This window comes from Bradyrhizobium guangxiense (genome assembly GCF_004114915.1).
In the GTDB taxonomy this organism is placed as follows: Bacteria; Pseudomonadota; Alphaproteobacteria; order Rhizobiales; family Xanthobacteraceae; genus Bradyrhizobium; species Bradyrhizobium guangxiense.
The window spans coordinates 1,563,473-1,584,942 of record NZ_CP022219.1; the positions used below are offsets into that span (position 1 = coordinate 1,563,473).

The following is a 21,470-nucleotide window of genomic DNA, read 5'->3' on the forward strand; positions in this document are numbered from 1 at the left end:
CTGTCTACGCCGGATAGGCGGCCATGTCATTTTCAATTCAGCGGGGCATGCGGAATATCATTCCGCGAGATGCAGCCTCGACGCGTGACGAGCTAAGTGCGCCCGCTCGAGATAGGCGGCAAGGACCGCACGCTCCTGGCTGGTCATTTCGGTGATGTTGCCCGGCGGCATTGCGCTGGACCAGGCCGCGACACGGCCGATCAGGCGGATGTTGCGATGGATGTGCTCGGGCGCATCGAGCAGGATGCCCTTCGGTGCAGTCACGATGCCGGCCCAGACCGGCTCCGCCGCGTGGCACATGCTGCACCGGGACATCACGATGTCCTCGACGGCGGCGAGCGTGGGTTGTGTCGACAGCGCGGCGGTCTTCATCTCGCGCGGGCCGGCCGCGGAGAGGAAAAGGATTGCGACAACGCCCGCGGCGGCGACGCCCCACACCCACCACGGCGATTTGCGCCCGGCGTGCCGCTCGTTGAAGAAGTGGCGGATCACCGGGCCGAGCGCCAGGACGATCGCGACGATGATCCAGTTGAAGCGCGTAGCGTAGAGCAGGGGATAGTGGTTGCTGATCATCAGCACGACGACGGGGAGCGTCAGGTAATTGTTGTGGACCGAGCGCTCCTTGCTGGCCTTGCCGAGCTTCGGATCGGGCGCCTGCCCGGCGATCAGGCTGGCGACGATCTTCTTCTGGTTCGGGATGATCAGCGCGAAGACGTTGGCGACCATGACGGTGCCGATGATCGCGGCGATCTGGTTGAAGGCGCCGCGGCCGCTCAGCACATGGGTGAAGGCATAGGTCAGCGCGACCAGGAACAGATAGCCGCCGACGGCAAAGGGCAATTCGCGTTGGGCAAGCCCGCTACGGCAGGCGGCTTCATAGAGCAGCCACGCCAGCGCGAGACTACAGAAGCTGAATAGCCCGGCCTGGAATGGCGTGAGGTCGAGGATCGACTTGTCGACCAGGAACAGGTCGGCCTCGAGATAATAGACCACCACCATCAGCGCAAAGCCGGACAGCCAGGTGGTGTAGGCCTCCCATTTGAACCAGGTCAGCTCGTCCGGCATCTGATTTGGGGCCACCAGATATTTCATGATCCGGTAGAAGCCGCCGCCATGGACCTGCCAGGCTTCGCCCTGCACGCCATCAGGCAGGTTACTCCTGGGCCTGAGGCTGAGGTCGAGGGCGATGAAATAGAAGGAACTGCCGATCCAGGCGATCGCCGACACCACGTGCAGCCAGCGGAGCAGCAGGCTCGCCCATTCCGATATGATGGATCCCCACATGATCACCCCATCGATTGCGACAGCGATGCCGCAGCTTTGCTGACCGCAACCCCCGCCCTTACAATGTGTCGCACCTATCCGCCGAGTTTTCCAGTACGATGGGTTCCAGCTAATGCACATCGTGCGTGCATCAGCTGATATGGGATGCGGCAAGGCTCTGATCTGATGCCGTGGTGTCGATGTTCGAGATTGCAGGCCGGGAGGACAAATTGAAGAGTAGAATTTTGTCCGTCGCGATATCCGCGGGCCTGCTGGTTGCAACCGCTGCGCAGGCCGAGCCGGTGCTGCAGGGCAAGGATGCCTATGGCGATTGGCGGGCCGACAAGCCCGGAACGATCAGGTTGATCCGGCCGCAAGACCTGGTCAGGCCCGGCGCGACGCGGTCGGTTGCGAGTTCGTCCCGCGTGGTGCCGCGCCCGCCGGAAGCGGAGCTCCAGGTGCCGGCAGGCTTCAAGATCGAGCCGTTCGCCGAAGGTTTGCGCGCGCCGCGGATCGTGCGGGTGGCGCCGAATGGCGATGTGTTCGTCGCGGAAACGCGGGCCGGCAGCATCCGCGTGTTGCGCGCGGGGGAGGGTGGCAAGGTTGCGAGCAACGACGTCTTTGCCAGCGGACTGAGGCAGCCCTTCGGAATCGCCTTCTTTCCGAACGGTGACAATCCGCAATGGGTCTATGTTGCCAACACCGACAGCGTCGTCCGCTTTCCCTATCAGGCGGGCGATCTCAAGGCCCGCGGCAAGGCGGAGACGCTCGTGGCAAGCCTGCCGCACGACGGCGGCCATTCCACTCGCGACATCGTCTTCACACCCGACAACAAGCGCATGCTGGTGTCGGTCGGCTCGCTCAGCAACGTCGCGGAAGGTCTGGGCACGCCGCCGGGCGGAATGGAAGCGTGGTCGAAAGCGCAACCGCTCGGCGCGGCCTGGGCCAGCGAAACCGAGCGTGCCGCCGTGCTGGCTTTCAGTCCTGATGGAAAGGAACGGAAGATCTACGCCACGGGTATCCGCAACTGCGTCGGTCTTGCGATCCAGCCGCAGACCGGTCTGCCCTGGTGCTCGACCAACGAACGCGACGGCCTCGGCGACGATCTCGTGCCTGACTACGTCACCAGCGTGAAGGAGGGCGCCTTCTACGGCTGGCCGTGGTTCTATATCGGCAACAATGAAGACCCGCGCCACGCCGGTGCGCGGCCGGACCTGAAGGACAAGGTGGCGGTGCCCGACGTGCTGATCCAGCCGCATTCGGCCTCGCTCGGCATGGCCTTCTACCAAGGCACGCAGTTTCCGAGCGAATACCAGGGCGATGCCTTCGCAGCCGAGCACGGATCGTGGAACCGGTCTAAGCGCACCGGTTACAAGGTGATCCGCATCCGGATGAAGGACGGCAAGCCGACCGGCGAGTATGAGGATTTCGTCACAGGGTTCGTGGTGAGCGACACCGAGGTTTGGGGACGGCCGGTGGGGGTAGCGGTTGCGAAGGACGGATCGCTGCTGGTCTCGGAGGATGGCAACGGCACGATCTGGCGGGTGACGTATTCGCGCTGAGTGAGCTCTCTTCGCCTCTCCCCGCAGGCGGGGAGAGGAGGAAACGAGCTATCCCCGTCTCACGCTGGCCCCGCCATCGACCGGCAGCGTCACACCCGTGATGAAATTGGCTTCGTCCGACGCCAGGAACAGCGCAGCGTTCGCGACGTCCCAGCCCGTTCCCATCTTCCTCCGCAGCGGCACCTTGCTGTCGCGTTCGGCTTCGACCTCGGCGCGGGTCTTGTGCCATTCGCGGGCCCGGGTGTCGACGGCCATCGGCGTGTTCATCAGGCCGGGCAGGATGACATTGGCGCGGATGCCGTATTCGGCATTCTGGTAGGCGAGCTGCTCGGTGAAGGCGATCATCGCAGATTTCGTCGCCTTGTAGGCAACGTAAGGATAGGTCGTGATCGCTGCCATCGAGGAGATGTTGATGATGGCGCCGCTTGCTTGCGCGCGCATGATTGGAATCACTTCCTTCGCGGCGAGAATGCAGCTCTTCAGATTGATGGCGACGACGCGGTCGAACGCTTCTTCGGTCAGTTGAAGGAGTTCGGCATCGCCGCCGGCGAGACTGACGCCGACATTGTTGTGCAGCACGTCGATCCGGCTCCAGCGCGATTGTGCATCCTCGACCATCGCCCTGATGTCCGCCGCCTTCGTCACGTCGGCCTTGAAGGCCGCGGCGGTGCCTTGCGCCGCCGTGATCATCGCGACCGTTTCCTGCGCGGACTCCAGATGGTGGTCCACGCACAAGACCTTCGCACCTTCGCGTGCGAAGATGAGCGCGGTGGCGCGGCCGTTGCCCATGCCTTCACCGGGACTCTGCCCGGCCCCGACGACGATCGCGACCTTGCCCTTCAAGCGCATCTCAGTTCACTCCCTGGATCGGATGCTTCTCATTATTTTCGTGCAGACTAGCAATCCGACCGGCCGGAGAGAAGGCGCGCCTCCTGCGTTCATGTCATTGAGATCACATGGAATTGCATGTCGCGCCCGACGCCTTGCCGGCGGCCGCCCCCGCGGTTCAGGAACCGATGTCACGCGATCGCGTTTGTTGCGGAGCCTTTCCCGCGCTAGGCTCTGTCCCGGGGCTTCCCAACCGCCAGTGGCTTGCCGATGAATCTGCTCGATCCGCAAGGGCCCGTGGCTGCGGCCAACAGCACCATCCTGGTCGATTCCGTCTTCATCATGCTTGTGATCGTGGTGCCGACCATTGTCGCGATCCTGGCCTTTGCGTTCTGGTTTCGCGCCTCCAACACCAAGGCGCGCTACCAGCCTGACTTCGTCTATTCCGGCCGCGTCGAGATGGTGGTGTGGTCGATCCCGGCGCTCACCGTGATCCTGCTCGGCGGCGTCGCCTGGATCGGCTCGCACCAGCTCGATCCTGCCGCACCCGTGCCGGGCACCGGCAGCCCGGTGCGGATCCAGGCAGTCTCGCTCGACTGGAAATGGCTGTTCATCTATCCGGACCAGCGCATCGCCACCGTCAATGCGTTGACGGTGCCGGCCGGTGCCGAGCTGAACTTCCAGCTGACGTCGTCGAGCGTGATGAACACGTTCTTCATCCCGCAGCTCGGCAGCATGATCTACACCATGAACGGCATGGTGACGAAGCTGAACCTGCGCGCCGACAACGAAGGCAAGCTGCAGGGACTGTCGGCGCATTTCTCTGGCGACGGCTTTCCCGACATGATGTTCGACATCGACGTGATCTCCCCGCTTGCGTTTCCGGATTGGGTGGCAGGCACGGCGAAGACCGATGCCGTGCTGAACGAGGACAGCTACAGGAAGCTGATGCAGCAGGGCGTCGAGAAGGGCCGGCCGACCTATCGCCTCGAAGATCCGCGCCTGTTCGACCTGATTGCAAACCAGCATATTCCGCCGGGACCCGGACCGGAGCTGGTCTCCGATGCGGGCCCTACGCACAGTGGAGGCCATGATGCTCGGTAAGCTCGATTGGTCGGCCATTCCGTTCGATCAGCCGATTCCGCTTGTCGCAGGCGCGGTCGTGCTGGTCGCGATCCTCGCGGTGCTGATCTGGGTCGTGGTCAAGGGGCATCTGCCCTATCTCTGGCACGAATGGATCACCAGCGTCGATCACAAGCGGATCGGCGTCATGTACATCCTGCTGGCCTCGGTAATGTTGCTGCGCGGCGGCAGTGACGCCATCATGATGCGGATCCAGCAGGCGGTCGCCTATCAGTCGCAGGGCTATCTTCCGCCGGAGCACTACAATCAGATCTTCTCGGCGCACGGCACCATCATGATCTTCTTCGTGGCGATGCCGTTCGTGATCGGGCTGATGAACCTCGTCGTGCCGCTTCAGCTCGGCGTGCGCGACGTCGCCTTCCCGACGCTCAATTCGGTCGGTTTCTGGCTGACCGCGACCGGCGCGCTATTGGTCAACATCTCCCTCGTGATCGGCGAGTTCGCGCGCACCGGCTGGCTCGCCTTTCCGCCGTTGTCGGAATTGTCCTATTCGCCCGGCGTCGGCGTCGACTATTACGCCTGGTCGCTGCAGATCTCCGGCGTCGGCACGCTGGTCGCCGGGATCAATCTCGTCACCACGGTGCTGAAGCTGCGCACCAAGGGCATGAACTATCTGCGCATGCCGATGTTCTGCTGGACCACGCTGGCCTCGAACCTCCTCATCGTCGCGGCCTTCCCGATCCTCACCGCGACGCTCGCGATGCTGCTGCTCGATCGCTATCTCGGCTTCCATTTCTTCACCAACGAGGCCGGCGGCAACGTCATGATGTTCATGAACCTGATCTGGGCCTGGGGCCACCCGGAGGTCTATATCCTGGTGCTGCCCGCGTTCGGCATCTTCTCCGAGGTGGTGTCGACCTTCTCCGGAAAGGCGTTGTTCGGCTATCGTTCCATGGTGCTTGCCACGATGGCGATCTGCGTCATCTCCTTCATGGTCTGGCTGCACCATTTCTTCACGATGGGAGCAGGGCCCGACGTCAACGCGATCTTCGGCATCGCCAGCATGATCATCGCGATCCCGACGGGGGTGAAGATTTACAACTGGCTGTTCACGATGTATGGCGGCCGCATTCGCTTCGCGACGCCGATGCTGTGGTCGGTCGGCTTCATGGTCACCTTCATCGTCGGCGGATTGACGGGGGTGCTGCTCGCGGTGCCGCCGGCCGACTTCATGCTTCACAACAGCATGTTCCTGGTGGCGCACTTCCACAACGTCATCATCGGCGGCGTGCTGTTCGGTGCCTTTGCCGGCTTCGAATACTGGTTTCCGAAGGCGTTCGGCTTCCGCCTCGACGAGCGCTGGGGCAAGGCGGCGTTCTGGTTCACCTTCCTCGGCTTCTACGTCACTTTCATGCCGCTCTACATTGCCGGCATGCTCGGCATGACCCGCCGCATGCAGCACTACGACGTTGGGGCCTGGCGACCCTGGATGATCATTGCGGCGGTCGGCATGGCCGTGTTGTCGATCGGCGTGATCTGCCAGATCGTGCAGCTCGCGGTCAGCATCCGCAACCGCGAAGCGCTGCGCGACCACACCGGCGATCCCTGGGATGGCCGCTCGCTGGAATGGGCGCCCTCGTCGCCGCCGCCGGTGTTCAATTTCGCCTTCAATCCCGATGTGCGCGGCGAGGACGCCTATTGGGACATGAAAGCTCACGCGAAGCAGCAATCGCTCGAGCATGAAAGGCTGGAGTATCAGGACATCGAGATGCCCCGGAATTCGCCGACCGGATTCATCTGCGCCTTCTTCGCCTCCATCATGGGCTTTGCGCTGATCTGGCATATCTGGTGGATGGTGATCTTGGGCGGCCTCGGGGCGTTCGCGACCTTCGTCGTGTTCGCTTGGCGTGATCATGACGAATACGTCATCCCGGCCGAGGAGGTCGCAGCGATAGACCGCGTCAATCTGGAGGAGCGCCGCAGCCTCGTCAGCATGGCGGGAGCGGTCTGATGGCGATGATCGCGACCGCCGGCCACGCCCACGCCGATCCCCATCATATCGGGCTCGTCATCGAACATCCCGGACCCGCACCGAAGCGGATCGTGACTGCCTACGGCTTCTGGATCTTCCTGCTCTCCGACATCGTGATGTTCTCCTGCTTCTTCGCGGCGTATGCGGTGCTGTCGGGCCAGACCGCCGGCGGCCCCAGGGGCTCGGAGATTTTCGAGCCGCGGAACGTTGCGATCGAGACGGTGTGCCTGCTGCTGTCGAGCTTCACCTGCGGCATGGCGAGCATTGCCGCCGATGTTCGGAACCGGTTCTGGTTCTATCTCGGCATGGCCGTGACCTGCGTGCTCGGGCTCATATTTCTGGCGATCGAGTTCCGCGAATTCGCCGATCTCGTCGCCCGCGGCTACGGCCCGTCGCGCAGCGCTTTCCTGACCGCGTTCTTCTCGCTGGTCGGCTGCCACGGCCTGCATGTCTCCGCCGGCGTGCTGTGGCTGCTCACCATGATGGCCCAGGTGTTTGCCAAGGGCTTTCGTGCCGACATCTTGCGCCGGATGACGTGCTTTGCCCTGTTCTGGCACGCGCTCGACATCATCTGGGTCGCGGTGTTCTCCGTCGTCTATCTGCTTGGGAGTGGCGCATGAGCGATCAGACCCACGCGCGGACCGACCATGACCTCGCGCCGGGCGAGGAAGAGCAACACAGTGTCGGCGGCAGGATCCTCGGTTATGTCGTGGGGCTCGCGCTGGCGCTGCTGCTCACGGCGACATCGTTCTTCATCGCCGGCACCGATCTGGTCTGGCAACCCTCGATTCCCGTCGCGCTGATCGTGCTGGCGATCGCGCAGATGGGCGTGCATCTGGTGTTCTTCCTGCACATCACCACGGGCCCCGACAACACCAACAACGTGCTGGCGCTCGCCTTCGGCCTGCTGGTGGTCTTCCTGGTGGTCGGAGGTACCGTCTGGATCATGGCGCATCTGAACGCCAACATGCCGCCGATGGACCAGATCATGATGCGGCAGTAGCGGAGGCCGCTGCGGAGCCCCAAAAAAGAAGAGCCGCTTGTGATGACAAGCGGCCCAAGTCTAGGGAGGAAACGCCCAAGCAAAGACAATTCAATGAGAATTGTCTGCCAAGGAAACGCTCGCGCGAAGCGCTTGCGTATGTTCATAAGTGCAGCAACTCGCGACGGAGTTCAATTCCGGATCAATACGGTCCCGAACTACCACTCACGGCTGCGTGAACCACTTATTCACCTTGGCCGGCGGCAATTATAGGCCTTGCGGAAGCCGGCCGCCTGGGCGTCGTCCTCCGAGCAGAACCAGCGGTCCGGCTTGGTGGTTGCCGGATAGCTCGGGCACCCCCGCAGATGATAGATGCCGATATTACCGGTGACGCGCGCGCGCACCGCGAGCTTGCCCTTGATGCTGCAGCTCGGCGGCATCGTCAGCTCCTCCGGGAACAGCACCGCGCGAATTTCCTTGTCGCGGTCCGGGCGGCAGGCAGCGCCGAGGAGTGCGCCATCCTTCTTCCCGGCCCGGAAGTCTTGCGGCGCAACAAAGCAGCCCTTCCAGATTCCTGCCGAGGCCGTCTTCGCTTCGGACGCCGCCGGCTTGACGTTCGCCTTGATCGGCTCCCGCGCAACCGCAAAACCGAGCTTGATCAGCTGCTCGTTCAGGCTGGCCTTGTCGCCCTCTGCGGTGCAGATCGCCCGGTGGCGCTTGCCGAAGCTCTTCTCCGGCCCGACATCGTCGCATCGCACGAGGCGGCCCTTGATCAGCTTCGTGAGCTGGTCGCGGGCCTCGATGCCGCAGGTCCAGGGATCGGCGTGGTCGTCGATGCAGACCTGGTCCAGCTCGGGCGCGTCGACGCCGTCGAGCCGGTAGGTGACGTCGCCGAGCTGGACCGAGTTGCCGTCGCGGACCGTCGCGGCGGCCGTCAGCGCGGAGGCTGGCTCGGACGAGACCAGAATTCCGGACAACGCGAAGAATGAAACGAGCGCAAAAGCGCGGGCGGCGGCAAAGACATTTCGGAAGGACATGCGGTCTCGCTATCGATGGCTCGGTCCGCTTGTTCCTAGCATCCGGATATGGCGATACCAATGGTCTGCACCCTGCGAAGTGCGACATTCCGGCCCCGCGGCTTTACTCGCCGCCCGCTCTGATCCTATCGTTTGCCGGCCTTGCGGATCGCGAAAGGCTGAATCGCCCGGGAAGCGGCGAAGGCGGGAGGACAAGGTTGCGATGAAAGACCCCGTGGACGTCCTGATCATCGGCGCCGGCGCTTCGGGTGCGGCGGTCGCATGGTCGCTGGCCGAGACCAAGATGCACATTCTCTGCCTGGAGCAGGGCGGCTGGATGAACCCGGCGGAATACCCGAGCACGGGCCGCGACTGGGAGGCCAAGTTCTACGGCGAGTGGTCGTCGAGCCCCAATGTCCGCGGCCGGCCCGAGGACTATCCGATCAACGACAACAACTCGCCGATCAAGGTCGTCAACTACAATGCGGTCGGCGGCTCGACCGTGATGTACACCGCGCATTGGCCGCGGCTGCACCCCTCCGACTTCAAGGTGAAGACGCTCGACGGCGTCGCCGACGACTGGCCGATCGACTACGACGCGCTGACGCCGTTCTTCGAGGAGAACGACCGTATGATGGGCACGTCGGGCCTGTCGGGCGATCCGCTCTCGCCGCTTACGCACCCGCCGATGCCGCAACAGCCACTCGGGCTGTCCGGCGCCATCATCGCCAAGTCGATGAACAAGCTCGGCTGGCACTGGTGGCCGTCGGACACCACGGTCGCGACCATGGACTATGAGGGGCGGGCGCGCTGCATCAATCTCGGCCATTGCACGCCGGCCTGCGCGCAGGGCGCGAAGTCTTCCACCGACATCACCTATTGGCCGCATGCGATCCGCGCCGGCGTCGAGCTGCGCACCCATTGCCGGGTGCGCGAGATCACCACCGACGAGAACGGCATGGCCTCGGGCGTGGTCTATTACGACAAGGACGGCGTCGAGCAATTCCAGCCCGCGCATGTCGTCATCATCGCCTGCAACGGCGTCGGGACGCCGCGGCTGCTGCTCAACTCGGCATCGGGGCGGTTTCCCAACGGTCTTGCCAATTCGTCGGGCCTCGTCGGCAAGAACCTGATGTTCCATCCCTATGCGCAGATCTACGGCTATGTGAAGGAGCCGACCGACTCGAACCGCGCGCCGCCGACCTGCCTCTGGAGCAAGCAGTGGTACGACACCGACCTGTCGCGCGGTTTCGTGCGAGGCTATGGCGTCCAGTTCGTGCGCGGGGCAGGGCCGGTGTTCGAGGCGGTCGTCAGCGAGCAGAAGGGCATTCTGCCCTGGGGCGAGGATCATCACCGCGTCTTCCGCAAGCTCAACGGCCATCGCCTGGGTTTCTCCGCGATCTGCGAGGATTTGCCGGAGGAGCACAACCAGGTCACGCTCGATCCCGACTTGAAGGACAGCCACGGCATCCCCGCGCCGAAGATCGACTACACGATCAGCGAGAACAGCCGGAAGATGATGGAGCATGGGCTGGCCCGCGGCCGGGAGTTTCTCGAGACCGCGGGAGCGACCGATATCTGCGTCAACTCGCCGATCCCGTGGGGCGGCTGGCACCTGCTCGGCACCGCGCGGATGGGCACCGACCCCGAACGCTCCGTCGTCAACGAATGGGGCCGCACGCATGACGTGAAGAACCTCTTCATCGTCGACGGCAGCATCTTCGTCACGTCGGGCGGGGTGAACCCGACCTCCACCATCCAGGCCCTCGCGCTCTACATCGCCGACCAGATGAAGCAGCGCCTCGCCAATCTGTTCGATTAGAGGATTGCCATGTCCGAGCAACTGACCCTCACGCCGCGGCAGCGCGATGACCTCCGCACCATCGCCGCGATGATCATTCCGGCGAGCGAGGAATACAACGTGCCGGGTGCAGATGACGAGATCATCCAGGCCGACATCCTCGCAACGCTTGGCCGCGACACCAGGCCGGTTGCGGCGGCGCTCGATCATCTGGCGCGGCTTGCCGGCATGCCGCTTGCCGACCTCGAGCCGGCCGCGCGAGCGGGCGTTGCCCAGCAGCTCCGCAAGGCGGGCGGCGTACCTGCCGCGACGCTCGTCCGCGTGGTGCTGCAATGCTACTATCGTGACGACCGCGTGCTGCGCTCGCTGGGGCTCGAGCTGCGCGCGCCGTTTCCCAGGGGGCATGTGCTTCCGGACGGCGACTGGACACTGCTCGACCCGGTCAAGGCAAGAGGCGGCTCGCTGAGGCGGGCGACCTAGCCATCTGGGCAGTCCAGCCCTGCCGGACGGGCGGGCATCTTGCGCGGCAGGGAACAGGCCACCATCTGTGTGAGCCTTCAAGGACTTTTGCCATGTTGGACTTCACCTCAGATATCGTCGATGACGCACCGTCATCGCGAACGATGGCGTCTGCCCCGGTCGACGACCGGGCGCTGCTGGACGCCTATTCCAATGCCGTGATCGACGTGACCGACCGCGTCGGTCCTGCGGTCGTGCGGGTCGAGACCGGACCAAAGGTGCCTGAGAGACGCGAGCGCGGCGGGCTCGGCTCGGGCATCGTGATCTCGCCGGACGGACTCGTTCTCACCAACAGCCACGTGGTCGGCACGTCGAAGGAGATCCGGCTGCGCGACGTCGAGGGCCATGTCGGCGAGGCCCAGGTGCTCGGTGTCGATCCCAACACCGATCTGGCGCTGCTGCGCGCCAACGGCGCGCGCCATCTGCCCTATGCCGCGCTCGGCAATTCCAAGACGTTGCGGCGCGGCCAGCTCGTGATCGCCATCGGCAATCCGCTCGGCTTCGAATCGACCGTGACTGCCGGCGTGGTCTCCGCGCTCGGACGTTCGATCCGCTCGGTGAGCGGGCGCACCATCGAGGACGTGATCCAGACCGATGCCGCGCTCAACCCCGGCAATTCCGGCGGGCCGCTGGCGTCGTCGCATGCCGAGGTGATCGGCATCAACACCGCCATCATCAACGGTGCGCAAGGCATCTGCTTCGCGGTCGCCAGCAACACCGCGCAATTCGTACTGTCGGAGATCATCCGCCATGGCTATGTCCGCCGCGCCTATATCGGCGTTGCCGGACAGACCGCGCCGGTCCCGCGGCGGCACGCGGTGCTCGCCGGCGTCGAGAACAAGATGGGCGCGCTGCTGATGCAGATCGAGCCGGACGGTCCGGCGGCGAAGGCTGGCCTGCTGCCCGGCGACGTCGTGATCAGGCTCGATGGCGTCGAGATCAACGGTGTCGACGATCTGATCCGCGTGCTCGACCGCGACCGGATCGGCCGGCGGTTCGCCATGGACGTGCTGCGGCTCCGCCGCCTGCGAACGATCGACATCGACCCGATCGAGCGCAAGCCGCAGCGCAGCGCATGATCCGGAAACGTGCGAAGCGGTTTTCCGGTAAGATCGTGTAAAAAGTAGAGCGCTGGGCCGGCGAGGCGAGGTATGACAATGTCATGCCTCGCTTCCGGAGTTCGCCGCATGATGCCGGCGCATGAGACCTACGATGTCATCGTCATCGGTGCCGGTGCCGGTGGCATGACGGCGGCGGCGGTGGCCGCTGCCGGAGGCCTGCGCGTGCTGGTGATCGAGAAGACCGCGTTCGTCGGTGGCACCACCGCCTGGTCCGGCGGCATGGTGTGGATTCCTGCCAATGCCAAGATGAAGGCGGCAGGGCTCTCCGACAGCGTCGCAGACGCCGTCCAATATCTGTCGAGCACGGTGCCCGAGCCTGCCAATGCCGGCCTCCGCGCCGCCTTCCTCGCGCGCGGACCCGAGGCGATCGCCTGGCTCGAAGCCAACACCGAGGTGCGGCTTCAGCCGGTGAAGGCCTCGCCGGATCATTATCCGGAACGACTGGGAGCGACGGCCGGCGGTCGCGTGCTTGAGCCGGTTGTCTTCGACGGCACGCGGCTTGGTCGGGCTTTTGCGCGATTGCGGCCGCCGCTGCCGGAGTTCACGCTGTTCGGCGGGATGATGATCAATCGTCTCGACATTCCGCATTTTCGCAGCGTCGGAAAATCGCTGCGCTCGACCTTGCGCGCGGCGCGGCTGGTTGCGGCGTATGCGCTGCAACGGCTGCGAAGCCCGCGTGGGACCACGCTGCATCTCGGCAACGCACTTGCCGCGCGCCTATACGCCTCGCTGCTGGCGCAGCACGTTGAGATTCTCTTTAGCGCCGATGTCCAGGACCTCTCGATGCAGGGCGACCGCGTCAGCGGCGTCGTGATCCGTCATGGTTCCCGCGACCGCCCGATCGCCGCGCGCCGCGGCGTGGTGCTGGCGACCGGCGGCTTTTCGCACGATGCCGTGTTGCGCAAGCGCTTCTTCCCTGCGGCAGCGCGACCTGTCTCGGCGACCAACACCTCCAGCACCGGGGACGGACTTCGACTCGCGGCCGAGGCCGGTGCCGCGCTCAACACGGATGCGACCAGTCCGGCCTATTGGGCGCCGGCCTCGCTATTCCGCAGGGCCGACGGCAGCCGTGGCGTGTTCCCGCACACGGTGTGCGACCGCGCCAAACCCGGCGTGATCGCCGTCAACGCGGCCGGACGACGCTTCGTGAACGAGGCGCTGTCCTACCACGACTTCGTGCTCGCCATGCTCCGTGACGGCAATGGCGAGCCGGACCGGCCGTTCCATCTGATCTGCGACTGCCGGTTCCTGTGGAGCTATGGTCTCGGCCGTATCAAGCCATTCACGCGCAGTGTGCGGCCCTATATGGCGAGCGGCGAACTTGTCGAAGCCCCCGATATCGCGCAGTTGGCGGCGAAGATCGACGCCAAGCCCTCTGTGCTGACGGCGACGCTTGCGAGCTACAACGAAGGCGCGAAGGAGGGGCGCGATCCGGAATTCGGTCGCGGCAGCACGATCTATCAGCGCCATTTCGGCGACATCAGCCACAAGCCCAATCCCTGCATCGCGCCGATCACGCGCGCGCCGTTCTTCGCAATGCGGATCCATCCAGCCGATCTCGGCACGGCGATCGGCATGAAGGTCGACGCGCAGTCCCGCGTGCTGCGCGCCGATGGCACGCCGATCGCCGGTCTCTATGCCTGCGGCAACGACATGGGCTCGATCATGAACGGGAATTGTCCGGGGCCAGGCATCGCCCTCGGGCCGGCGCTGACGTTCGGGTATATCGCGGGAAGGCATCTGGCGGAGGGGAGCGTGGCGACAATGCCGGGTGCCACGAAGACGGCTGTCTGATTGTTGTGCCCGCTATATCCGCGTCATTGCGAGCCACCAGGTCCGCGCGAAGCGCGGCCCGATGACGGGCTCCGCGAAGCAATCCAGAGATCCCTCCATGGAGGCGGTCTGGATTGCTTCGTCGCATCAGCGCAAAATTGCTGCGCAATTTTGTCGCGAGCTCCTCGCAATGACTTGGAGGGAGCCCAACCGCTACTCCGCGGCCGCCGCAAAGCGGCTGTTCTCAAGCTCCGCTTCCAGCCGCGCTTTCTCCGCCGCGGCCAGCTTGACGTTGGCTTCCTTGACGTGGCCGAAGCCGCGGATGGTTTCCGGCACGCGGGCGAGCCGTGCGAGCAGCGGGATCTGCTCCGCCTTCAAGCTTGTGATCCGCAGATCGATCATGTCGAGATAGTCAGAAACGAGTTTCCGCTCGGTGCGGCGCTCCTCGGTGCGGCCGAACGGATCGAACGCGCTGCCGCGCAGGAACTTGAGCTTGGCGAGCACGCGGAAGGCGTGGATCATCCAGCCGCCGAACTCCTGCTTCTGGAGCCGTCCGGTCGCCTTGTCGCGCTTCGCGAAGATCGGCGGCGCCAGGTGGTACTTCAGCGTGAAGTCGCCGTCGAATTTCTCCGACACTTTCTTCGCGAAGCTGCCGTCGGTGTAGAGCCGCGCGACCTCGTACTCGTCCTTGTAGGACATCAGCTTGAACAGGTTCTTCGCGACGGCCTCGGTCAGCTCCGTGGACGCGGGCGAGACGGCGTTCTCCGCCTTGCGCACCTTGGCAACGGCCGCGAGGTAGCGATCGGCATAGGCCTTGTCCTGATAGGAGGTCAGGAATTCGGCGCGGGTCGCGATGATATCGTCGAGCGATCTGGTCGGCGCAGACGCCCGGCTCTTGAACTGCAGCACGCTGCGCACCCGCGACATGTCGTGGGCGGCGAGACGCCCCCAGGTGAAAGCGAGCTTGTTCATCTCGATGGCGGCGCCGTTGATCTCGATGGCGCGGAGCAGGGCCTCCAACGACAGCGGGATCGCGCCCTTCTGGAAGGCAAAACCGAGCATGAAGGGATTGGTCGCGATGGAATCGCCCATCAGCGCCGCGGCAATGCCAGTGGCGTCGATGATATCGAGATTCTTGTCGCCGACGGCGTCGCGCAGCACGGTCTGCATCGCGCCCATCTCGAAATCGAGATCGGGATTCTGCACGAAGCTCGCGGTCGGCTGCAAATCGGCGTTGATATAGGCCTTGGTCACGCCGCGCTCGGCGCGGCTGAGCGCGGTCGGGCCGGCCGAGACGATCATGTCGCAGCCGAGGATCACGTCGGCCCCGCCGGTGGTGATGCGCACGGCGGAAATGTCCTCCGGCCTCCGTGCGATGCGGACGTGGCTCATCACCGCGCCGTTCTTCTGCGACAGGCCGGTGAAGTCGAGCGCCGAGCAGCCGCGGCCGTCGACATGGGCGGCCATGCCCAGCAGCGCGCCGATGGTGATGACGCCGGTGCCGCCGATGCCGGTGACGAGAATGTTGTAGGGGCCCTCGAGCTCACGCGCCGGCGGCAGCGGCAAATCGGCGAACAGCTGGCCGGAATCGACCGCCGAGGTCTTCATGCGCTTGAGCGAACCGCCATGGACGGTGACAAAGCTCGGGCAAAAGCCCTCGACGCAGGAAAAGTCCTTGTTGCAGTTCGACTGGTCGATCTGCCGCTTGCGGCCGAACTCGGTTTCCAGCGGCTGCACCGAGACGCAGTTGGAGGCCTGCGAGCAGTCGCCGCAGCCTTCGCAGACCAGCTCGTTGATGAAGGCGCGCTTGGCGGGATCGGGATAGAGGCCGCGCTTGCGGCGGCGGCGCTTTTCCGCGGCGCAGGGCTGGTCGTAGATGATGACGGTGAGGCCCTTGATGTCGCGCAACTCGCGCTGCACGGCGTCGAGCTCGCGGCGGTGATGGACGGTCGCGCCTTGCGGGAAGTAATTGCCTTGCGGGTACTTGGCGGGATCGTCCGAGACGATCGCGAGCCGCTTGACGCCCTCGGCCCAGACCTGATGCGCGATCTGGGCGACGTTGAAGGCACCTTCGGCCGGCTGGCCGCCGGTCATGGCGACGGCGTCGTTGTAGAGGATCTTGTAGGTGATGTTGATGCCGGCGGCCGAGGCCGCGCGGAGGGCGAGCAGCCCGGAATGGGTATAGGTGCCGTCGCCGAGATTCTGGAAGATGTGCGTCTCGTTCGTGAAGGGCGACTGGCCGATCCAGTTCACGCCCTCCGCACCCATATGCGAGATCAGATCGGTGCGGCGGGTCGGCATGCTCAAGGCCATGCCGTGGCAGCCGATGCCGGCCATGGCGCGGCTGCCCTCCGGCACGCGCGTCGAGGTGTTGTGCGGGCAACCCGAGCAGAAGAACGGCGTGCGCGCGAGCTTGATCGGCGCGCTGGTGGTCACGGGATTGTCGAAGGCCTCGAGCCGGGCAAGGCGCTGCTCCAGCACCGGGCTGTGATGCCCGAGCTTGCGCAAGCGTGCCACCAGCGCGGCGGCGACGATGGTCGGCGTTAGCTCGCCCTCGCTGGGCAACAGCGGTGCGCCGCGCTCGTCGCGCTTACCCGTGACGGTGGGGCGCCTGGAGGCATCGACATTGTAGAGAATGCGCATCAGCTGGTCTTCGATGAAGCCGCGCTTCTCCTCGACCACGAGGATATCCTGCAAGCCTTCGGCGAAGTGCTTGGCGCCGCTTTCCTCCAGCGGCCAGGTCAGCGCGACCTTGTAGATGCGCAAGCCGAGGTCCTGCGCGTCCTTGTCGGTGATGCCAAGGTCGGCCAGCGCCTGCCGCAGATCGAGATAGGCCTTGCCGGTCGCGACAATGCCGAGCCGCGCCGGCCTGGAATCGAGCACGATGCGGTCGAGCTGGTTGGCGCGGGCGAAGGCCTGCACCGCTGCCATCTTCGGGCCGAACAGGCGCTTTTCGGCTTCGAGCGGCGGATCGGGCCAGCGGATGTTGAGGCCGCCGGGCGGCATATCGAAATCATCCGGGAGCACGATCTTGATGCGTTCAGGGTCGCTGTAGATGGACGCCGAGCTCTCGACGGTCTCGCTGATCGCCTTGAACCCGACCCAGCAGCCGGAGAAGCGCGATAGCGCGAAGCCGTAGAGGCCGAGATCAAGATAGTCCTGCAGCGTTGCGGGATTGATCACGGGGATCAGCGCCGCCGCGAACACCTGCTCGCTCTGATGCGCCAGCGTCGAGGACTGGCAGCCGTGATCGTCGCCGGCAAGCGCCAGCACGCCGCCGTTGCGCGAGGTGCCGGCGGCGTTGGCATGCTTGAGTGCGTCGACCGAGCGGTCGACGCCCGGGCCCTTGCCGTACCAGATGCCGAACACGCCATCGACCTTGGCGCCGGGAAACAGGCCGACCTGCTGGCTGCCCCAGACCGCGGTCGCCGCCAGGTCCTCGTTCAGGCCGGGAACGAAGGCGATGTCGTGCTGCGCGAGGTGCGACTTCGCCCGCCACAGCGCGTGGTCGTACATGCCGAGCGGGGAACCGCGATAGCCCGAGATGACCCCGCCGGTATTGAGTCCCTGCAGCCGGTCACGCTCGCGCTGCAGCATGGGCAATCGAACCAGGGCCTGCGTGCCGGACAGGAAGATCCGCTTCGATTCGAGCCGGTATTTGTCGTCCAGCTCGACCTGCAACAACGTCATTCGGGAGTCCTCGTCTTTCGTACGGTGGGAGGTTTGCGCTGCGGGAGGGATCGCGGCGGCGCGACGCGAATTGTGACAGTCAAAGGCATGGGCCAGCGAAGTCAATATCGCTGGCCGCATCCGTGGCGCTCCTGCTAGTCATGGCTTGCCTGCGGAGGACATCATGGCTGCAAACGCATTCGACACCAAAATCACGGAGACAGCCGAGGCCCTGATCGGACCATGGCGCCAGCCCCGTCAGATGCTGCAAGCGCAAACCTACGACGCGCACGCATCCATCCACGATGACGCCACCGCGCAGAAGCTCGGCTTCAAGGGCGGCACCATCGAGGGCCCGACCCATTTTAGCCAGTTCGCTCCGCTCGGTGCGCGCCTGTGGGGTCACGCCTGGTTCGAGAGCGGCTGCCTGTCCGCGCACTACCGCAGCGTCTGCTATGAGGGCGAGGAAGTGCAGGCGATCCTGTCGAAGCCGCTGCCGGGGACAAGCCAGTGCCAGATCCAGATGGTGAAGCGCGACGGCACCGAGGTGCTGCGCGGCACCGCCTCCGTCGGTGAGCCCCATGCGGCGACAGCGCTGGAGGCCCGTCTTGCCGAGCTCAAGCCGCTCACCGACCCCGTGATCCTGCGCGACGTCAAGGTGGCGCAGACCGGCAAGCGGCAGGCGGTGCGCATGGCGTTCGACCAGACCATGGGCGACCTCTATCCGTTCTCCCTTTGGCAGAAGCTCGCCGTCATCACCGAGAACTCGCCCTATTACTCAGCCGCGGACAATCCGTGGGGCAAGCCCATCATCCCGATAGAGATGCTAAGCGTGCTGTTTCAGTACCGCTCTAAGGACGATCCGCTGCCGGCCAAGGGCCCGGCCGTTGGCCTGTTTGCCGACCAGGAGATCCGCCTGGTGAAGGGACCGCTCTTCGTCGACGAGGAATACGAGATCGAGCGCGAGGTGGTCGCGCTCTCCGGCAGCCGGCGCACCGAAAGCGCCTGGGCCAAGACGCGCGCGTTCGACAAGACGGGCACGGTGGTGGCGACCATGCTGCTCAACATGGCGACGCTGAAGGACTCGTATGCGCCGTATGAGGAGGAGTATCGGCGGCTGTATGGGGCAGGGCGGTAGTCTCCTCGTCATTCCGGGGCGACGCGAAGCGTCGAGCCCGGAATCCATGGCGCGGCAGAGTCCGCGGTGAAATGGATTCCGGGCTCGCGCTACGCGCGCCCCGGAATGACGGCGGAAGCCGCTTATCCTTTAAGCAAATGCACGTCGCAAAGCCGCCGCACAGGGAATGAGCAGACGCCGATCGCCGGCGTAACCTTCTGACGCGACAACAAATTCCTTCGCCGCCCGCCCGCCATCGCAATTGTACACAATGGCACGGCGCTTGCAGAACTCTTGGCACAGTTCTCGCGAGGGGCGGGCGTCATGCTGGACTTGAGCAAGCCGACAATGGGCGTCATCAGCGCCGAGCCCGAGCCGATCAAGCTCGACTGGTCCGCCACCGCGCTTCTGATCATCGACATGCAGCGCGACTTCATGGAGCCCGGCGGCTTTGGCGAGACGTTGGGCAACGACGTCAGCCAGCTTGCGCGCGCGGTGAAGCCGATCGGTGCGGTGCTGACGGCCGCGCGCGACACCGGCATGCTGGTGATCCATACCCGCGAGGGCCATCTGCCCGATCTCTCCGATGCGCCGCCGGCGAAGATCGAGCGCGGCGCGCCGAGCCTTCGCATCGGCGATCCCGGCCCGATGGGCCGCATTCTCATCCGCGGCGAAGCCGGGCACGACATCATCTCCGAGCTCTATCCGCTCGACAGCGAGATCGTGATCGACAAGCCAGGCAAGGGGGCGTTCTACGCCACCGAGCTCGGCGACGTCCTGGAGAAATACGGCATCGAGAATTTGCTGGTGTGCGGCGTCACCACCGAAGTGTGCGTCAACACCACCGTGCGCGAGGCCAACGACCGCGGCTACCGCTGCGTCGTCATGTCGGACGGCTGCGCGTCCTATTTCCCCGAGTTTCACGAGATGGGCCTGAAGATGATCAAGGCCCAGGGCGGCATCTTCGGCTGGGTCGCGGATTCAGCCGCAGTTCTGGAGGCAATGAAGGTTTCGACCACATAGGGGTGTTATCATGAGCACATTGACGGGGACGGCCGGCAGTTCTGATCTGAATAAGTCCGCTTTTAAGCCGGCATTATGGACATCGGGCGACTGGAACGCGTTTTTCGGCTTCGGCACCAACATCCTCGTCAACATGCTGGTGCTCACGGGTCTCCTGCGCTTCGTCTTGAAGATGCCTGACAGCCTGGTGTTCGGCCGTATCCTGCCCGCGCTCGGGCTGATGATGTGCCTCTCGACCTTCTATTACGCCTATCTCGCCTATCGCCTCGCCCAGAAGACCGGGCGCAGCGATGTCTGCGCGCTGCCTTCGGGCGTCAGCGTGCCGCACATGTTCATCGTCACCTTCGTGATCATGCTGCCGATCACCCTCAAGACCGGTGATCCGCTCAAGGGATGGTCGGCGGGCCTGGTCTGGGTGTTCTTCCAGAGCTTCATCCTGATGATCGGCGGCTTCATCGCGCCGTTCATCCGCAAGATCACGCCGCGCGCGGCGCTGCTCGGCACGCTTGCGGGTGTCTCCGTCACCTTCATCTCGATGCGGCCGGCGCTGGAAATGTACATGACGCCGCAGATCGGACTGGTCTGCTTCGCCATCATCCTGGTGAGCTGGTTCGGCGGCGTGAAATATCCGCGCGGCATTCCTGCAGGCCTCATCGCCATCGCTGCCGGCATGATCATCGCCTGGGGGTCGAACCTGTTCGGGCTTGGCCTCGGCGGCTTGAGTCTCAAAGGCGTCGGCGCAGCGTTTGCCAATTTCGGCTTCTCGGTGCCGCTTCCCGCCGTGGGCTACGTCTTCTCCGGCTTCGAATTCCTCGGCATCATTCTCGTTACCGCCATTCCGTTCGGCATCTACGACCTCGTCGAGGCCATGGACAATGTCGAGAGCGCGGAAGCGGCCGGCGACGAATATCCCACCACGCGCGTGCTCACCGCCGACGGCGTCGTCAGCCTGATCGGCTGCCTGATGGGCAATCCCTTCATCAACGCCGTCTATATCGGCCATCCCGGCTGGAAGGCGATGGGCGGGCGCATCGGTTACTCCGCGGCAACCGGCATCATGGTGATCGTGCTGGCCTGGTTCGGCATCATCTCGGTGCTGCTGGCCCTCGTGCCCGTGGTCGCGATCTCGCCGATCCTGCTCTACATCGGCATGCTAATCGGCGCTCAGGCGTTTCAGACCACGCCGGTCAAGCACGCACCTGCGATCGTGCTGGCGCTGACGCCGCACCTCGCCGCCTGGGCCAAGCTGCAGATCGACACCATGCTCGGCTCCACCATGAATGCGGCGGCAGCCGTCGGCGGCATGGCCGCCGACAAGGCCGACGCGGTGAAGGCCGCCGCGATCGCCGCGCTGCCGCAGCAGGGCGTATTCTACCACGGCCTGGAGGTGATGGGCGGCGGCTCCATCCTCGGTGGCCTCATCCTGGGCGCGATCGGGGTGTTCATCATCGAGCGCGATTTCGAGAAGGCCTCGGCCTTTGCCCTGGTCGGTGCCGTGCTCACCTATTTCGGCTTCATGCATGGCGAGGCTGTCGGCATCGGCGGCGGATTTGGCGTCACGCCCGCCGTCGCGCTGGCCTATGCCGCGATGGCTGCCGGCCTGTTCGCGGCCAGCAAGCTCGGCACCGGCGAACACTACGCCGCGCATCCGGAGATGTCGGCCGCGCCGGCGGAATAGGCA

At 64.9% G+C, this 21,470-nt stretch carries 16 protein-coding genes; 12 read left to right on the top strand and 4 right to left on the bottom strand.

The window, feature by feature from the left end; all coding sequences use genetic code 11:
• Positions 1-57: 57 nt before the first annotated feature.
• A complete protein-coding gene (locus tag X268_RS07475) occupies positions 58-1,284 on the bottom strand; it encodes a urate hydroxylase PuuD (RefSeq protein WP_164937597.1) in 1,227 nt (408 codons plus the stop codon).
• 179 nt (positions 1,285-1,463) lie between these two features.
• On the opposite strand from X268_RS07475, the gene X268_RS07480 reads away from it, so the two are divergent.
• Positions 1,464-2,825: a PQQ-dependent sugar dehydrogenase gene (locus X268_RS07480; RefSeq protein WP_245477806.1), complete on the top strand. Its 1,362-nt coding sequence runs from the start codon at positions 1,464-1,466 to the stop codon at positions 2,823-2,825.
• Between the two features lie 48 nt (positions 2,826-2,873).
• Here the strand turns inward: X268_RS07480 and X268_RS07485 are convergent, their stop codons facing one another.
• The gene (locus X268_RS07485) at positions 2,874-3,674 is read right to left on the bottom strand and encodes an SDR family NAD(P)-dependent oxidoreductase (RefSeq protein ID WP_128924332.1); all 801 of its coding nucleotides are present in this window, start codon (positions 3,672-3,674) and stop codon (positions 2,874-2,876) included.
• 249 nt (positions 3,675-3,923) lie between these two features.
• On the opposite strand from X268_RS07485, the gene X268_RS07490 reads away from it, so the two are divergent.
• From X268_RS07490 to cyoD, 4 genes are read left to right on the top strand one after another with little or no spacing between them, the layout of a single operon-like run.
• Positions 3,924-4,757: a cytochrome ubiquinol oxidase subunit II family protein gene (locus tag X268_RS07490; RefSeq protein ID WP_128924333.1), complete on the top strand. Its 834-nt coding sequence runs from the start codon at positions 3,924-3,926 to the stop codon at positions 4,755-4,757.
• Entirely contained in the window at positions 4,747-6,747 is a 2,001-nt protein-coding gene (gene cyoB / locus X268_RS07495) for a cytochrome o ubiquinol oxidase subunit I (RefSeq protein ID WP_128924334.1), read from the top strand. Before X268_RS07490 ends, cyoB begins: the two co-directional genes overlap by 11 nt.
• Entirely contained in the window at positions 6,747-7,388 is a 642-nt protein-coding gene (locus tag X268_RS07500) for a cytochrome (ubi)quinol oxidase subunit III (protein WP_128924335.1), read from the top strand. The genes cyoB and X268_RS07500 overlap by 1 nt, the downstream gene beginning before the upstream one ends.
• Entirely contained in the window at positions 7,385-7,771 is a 387-nt protein-coding gene (gene cyoD / locus X268_RS07505; protein ID WP_128924336.1) for a cytochrome o ubiquinol oxidase subunit IV, read from the top strand. Before X268_RS07500 ends, cyoD begins: the two co-directional genes overlap by 4 nt.
• Before the next feature lie 227 nt (positions 7,772-7,998).
• Here cyoD and X268_RS07510 read toward each other — a convergent pair whose 3' ends face one another.
• A complete protein-coding gene (locus tag X268_RS07510) occupies positions 7,999-8,787 on the bottom strand; it encodes a thermonuclease family protein (protein ID WP_128924337.1) in 789 nt (262 codons plus the stop codon).
• 202 nt (positions 8,788-8,989) lie between these two features.
• Here X268_RS07510 and X268_RS07515 point away from each other — a divergent pair, with 202 nt between their 5' ends.
• The 4 genes from X268_RS07515 to X268_RS07530 all read left to right on the top strand — a co-directional run bounded on the left by X268_RS07515 (position 8,990) and on the right by X268_RS07530 (position 14,001).
• The gene (locus X268_RS07515; protein ID WP_164937598.1) at positions 8,990-10,588 is read left to right on the top strand and encodes a GMC family oxidoreductase; all 1,599 of its coding nucleotides are present in this window, start codon (positions 8,990-8,992) and stop codon (positions 10,586-10,588) included.
• 9 nt (positions 10,589-10,597) lie between these two features.
• Entirely contained in the window at positions 10,598-11,047 is a 450-nt protein-coding gene (locus tag X268_RS07520) for a hypothetical protein (RefSeq protein ID WP_128924338.1), read from the top strand.
• 92 nt (positions 11,048-11,139) lie between these two features.
• Complete coding sequence (locus X268_RS07525) at positions 11,140-12,165, top strand: S1C family serine protease (protein WP_128924339.1); 1,026 nt, start codon at positions 11,140-11,142, stop codon at positions 12,163-12,165.
• Positions 12,166-12,273: 108 nt separating this feature from the next.
• Complete coding sequence (locus X268_RS07530; RefSeq protein WP_128924340.1) at positions 12,274-14,001, top strand: FAD-dependent oxidoreductase; 1,728 nt, start codon at positions 12,274-12,276, stop codon at positions 13,999-14,001.
• Between the two features lie 192 nt (positions 14,002-14,193).
• Here the strand turns inward: X268_RS07530 and X268_RS07535 are convergent, their stop codons facing one another.
• Positions 14,194-17,670 carry an indolepyruvate ferredoxin oxidoreductase family protein gene (locus X268_RS07535; protein ID WP_128924341.1) on the bottom strand — a complete coding sequence of 1,159 codons (3,477 nt, stop codon included), beginning with the start codon at positions 17,668-17,670 and terminating at the stop codon, positions 14,194-14,196.
• 163 nt (positions 17,671-17,833) lie between these two features.
• Between X268_RS07535 and X268_RS07540 the strand changes: the two genes are divergently transcribed.
• The 3 genes from X268_RS07540 (at position 17,834) to X268_RS07550 (ending at position 21,467) form a co-directional block, all read left to right on the top strand.
• Positions 17,834-18,787, top strand: coding sequence for a hypothetical protein (locus X268_RS07540; RefSeq protein ID WP_128924342.1), 954 nt, complete (start codon positions 17,834-17,836; stop codon positions 18,785-18,787).
• A 303-nt stretch (positions 18,788-19,090) separates the two neighbouring features.
• A complete protein-coding gene (locus tag X268_RS07545) occupies positions 19,091-19,789 on the top strand; it encodes a cysteine hydrolase family protein (protein WP_128924343.1) in 699 nt (232 codons plus the stop codon).
• Between the two features lie 10 nt (positions 19,790-19,799).
• Positions 19,800-21,467 (top strand): regulator, encoded by a 1,668-nt coding sequence (locus X268_RS07550; protein WP_128924344.1) that lies wholly within the window; start codon positions 19,800-19,802, stop codon positions 21,465-21,467.
• Positions 21,468-21,470 lie beyond the last annotated feature (3 nt).

Bases quoted from the DNA above. Each gene is read 5' to 3' on its own strand.
- X268_RS07475 (WP_164937597.1), bottom strand. From the start codon at position 1,284: ATGTGGGGATCCATCATATCGGAATGGGCGAGCCTGCTGCTCCGCTGG.
- X268_RS07480 (WP_245477806.1), top strand. From the start codon at position 1,464: ATGTTCGAGATTGCAGGCCGGGAGGACAAATTGAAGAGTAGAATTTTG.
- X268_RS07485 (WP_128924332.1), bottom strand. From the start codon at position 3,674: ATGCGCTTGAAGGGCAAGGTCGCGATCGTCGTCGGGGCCGGGCAGAGT.
- X268_RS07490 (WP_128924333.1), top strand. From the start codon at position 3,924: ATGAATCTGCTCGATCCGCAAGGGCCCGTGGCTGCGGCCAACAGCACC.
- cyoB (WP_128924334.1), top strand. From the start codon at position 4,747: ATGCTCGGTAAGCTCGATTGGTCGGCCATTCCGTTCGATCAGCCGATT.
- X268_RS07500 (WP_128924335.1), top strand. From the start codon at position 6,747: ATGGCGATGATCGCGACCGCCGGCCACGCCCACGCCGATCCCCATCAT.
- cyoD (WP_128924336.1), top strand. From the start codon at position 7,385: ATGAGCGATCAGACCCACGCGCGGACCGACCATGACCTCGCGCCGGGC.
- X268_RS07510 (WP_128924337.1), bottom strand. From the start codon at position 8,787: ATGTCCTTCCGAAATGTCTTTGCCGCCGCCCGCGCTTTTGCGCTCGTT.
- X268_RS07515 (WP_164937598.1), top strand. From the start codon at position 8,990: ATGAAAGACCCCGTGGACGTCCTGATCATCGGCGCCGGCGCTTCGGGT.
- X268_RS07520 (WP_128924338.1), top strand. From the start codon at position 10,598: ATGTCCGAGCAACTGACCCTCACGCCGCGGCAGCGCGATGACCTCCGC.
- X268_RS07525 (WP_128924339.1), top strand. From the start codon at position 11,140: ATGTTGGACTTCACCTCAGATATCGTCGATGACGCACCGTCATCGCGA.
- X268_RS07530 (WP_128924340.1), top strand. From the start codon at position 12,274: ATGATGCCGGCGCATGAGACCTACGATGTCATCGTCATCGGTGCCGGT.
- X268_RS07535 (WP_128924341.1), bottom strand. From the start codon at position 17,670: ATGACGTTGTTGCAGGTCGAGCTGGACGACAAATACCGGCTCGAATCG.
- X268_RS07540 (WP_128924342.1), top strand. From the start codon at position 17,834: ATGGCTGCAAACGCATTCGACACCAAAATCACGGAGACAGCCGAGGCC.
- X268_RS07545 (WP_128924343.1), top strand. From the start codon at position 19,091: ATGCTGGACTTGAGCAAGCCGACAATGGGCGTCATCAGCGCCGAGCCC.
- X268_RS07550 (WP_128924344.1), top strand. From the start codon at position 19,800: ATGAGCACATTGACGGGGACGGCCGGCAGTTCTGATCTGAATAAGTCC.